This window comes from Chthonomonas sp. (assembly GCF_035294165.1).
Lineage (GTDB): Bacteria > Armatimonadota > Chthonomonadetes > Chthonomonadales > Chthonomonadaceae > Chthonomonas.
The window spans coordinates 1-1,683 of sequence record NZ_DATGLN010000011.1; the positions used below are offsets into that span (position 1 = coordinate 1).

Here is a 1,683-nt window from a genome sequence, read left to right on the forward strand (position 1 = left end):
ATTGGCTATCGGCGACTATGATAACGACGGACGCCTCGATGTGCTTATTGTAGATGCCGAAGGCGCTCCCCTGCTTCTCCACAACGAAACCCCTTCGGCAGGAAACTGGGTGCAGTGTCGTCTGCAAGGCACCAAGAGCAATCGGGATGGTTTAGGAGCCTTGGTATGGGTGAAGACGGAGGAGGGCAAAAGGTACTTGCGGTTGTGCCAAACGGACGGTTCCTACATGTCGGCCTCGGATAAGAGGGTTCATTGCGGGGTAGGGAGTGCGAAGGTTGTGGACATCGAGGTGCGCTGGCCGAGCGGACAGGTAGATGTTTATCGGCAGATACCAACCAAGCGCATTGTCACGCTGGGTGAGGGCAGTTCACAGGGGAAACAGGCCTAAAGCAGTATGGGCGAACTCCATAGGCACCGCGAGGCAGAAAGAATCGCATACACATTCAGGGTTTTGGTGGTAAAATAGTTATGATTTGCTGGCCTCCCTCCGGCTTTCCCCCACACAGATCGTCACGCACGATGTGTGCAAACGTCTTTAATGTGAGAAACTCATCGTAATGAGTTGATGCTGTGAGGCGACGAAGAGGCTCCTCACTAGAAGGATAACGATAGATGTCCGGATGGTTGCTGCCTTGTAGAAAGAACGGTAAATGGTTTTCCACGCTCATCTTGTGCACGGTAAGTATGGGGCTAGCTGTTCTTCTCGGCGGTTGTGGTGGCTCTGGCTCCTCCTTGCCCTCCAACCCCGGCCCCAACCCGCAAAGCAGTGGGCTGGTTTTGGGCACCGTTACCGATATTAACGGAGCGCCCATTGTCGGGGCCACGGTAACCATCGCGGGTCAGTCCACCACCACAACACAGGAGGGTGACTACCAAATACCCAATATTACCGTGCCCGCCGGCCAAAATTCGGCCATCTATGTGGTTCGAGCTACAAAGGTCATCAATGGCCAGCAATGGAGCGGCCAAAACACCATCGAAATCCTCAACGGCGACAGCTTCACCTCCAACGCCAATGTGGTGATGTCGCCCACTTCTACCCAAGCAACCCTTTCCGGCACCGTGCGCGACACGAATGGCAACCCCCTTGTAGGGGCGCGTGTGTTCGTGGCGCCCGGCCCCGTTACCGACCAACAGACAGGAGGGCAGTACTTTACCAGCCTTAGCTCCTTCACCGCCTACACCGATACAAACGGCAACTACACCATCCCGGCCCTACCCACCCTTACAGCCAACGGCACCCCCACCACGGCCACCTACACGGCCACAGCCTCCTTTGCCGGCTACATCAATCAAACCTTCACGAATCTCACATTTACGGCAGGCTCGAACTCCCAGCTTAACTTCACTTTGTCCCCCGGTGGCAGTTCCACCCTGCCCGCCATTACCGGTTTCGACGCCGATGCCTTCACGGTACCTCAAGTTGCCACACGTGCTGCCAACGCGAATCGCCTTCAGCGGGCCTATCAGGCCATTAAAAACTACATCCTTCAAAAGCAGGGATTGGCCAATCATCGTGCGCCCGACCCGCGTAAGGTGGCATTGCGCTATGCCCTTCACACACGCAGTGCTCCTGCCGGCAGCATCGTGGAGTGTGATCTTTTTTGGGACTATCAGCAGGTTCCTAACCTTTTGGGTTTCGATATTCTGCGCTCCCCAAACGACAACGTTCATTTTAGCTCG

The 1,683-nt window shown here is 55.7% G+C and carries 2 protein-coding genes; both read left to right on the top strand.

Features of this window, described 5'->3' with window-relative positions; translation table 11 throughout:
* Window positions 1-388: ASPIC/UnbV domain-containing protein (locus VKV29_RS00255; RefSeq protein ID WP_324199288.1), on the top strand; the 388-nt coding region annotated here is incomplete at its 5' end.
* Between the two features lie 224 nt (window positions 389-612).
* Window positions 613-1,683: carboxypeptidase-like regulatory domain-containing protein (locus VKV29_RS00260; protein ID WP_324199289.1), on the top strand; the 1,071-nt coding region annotated here is incomplete at its 3' end.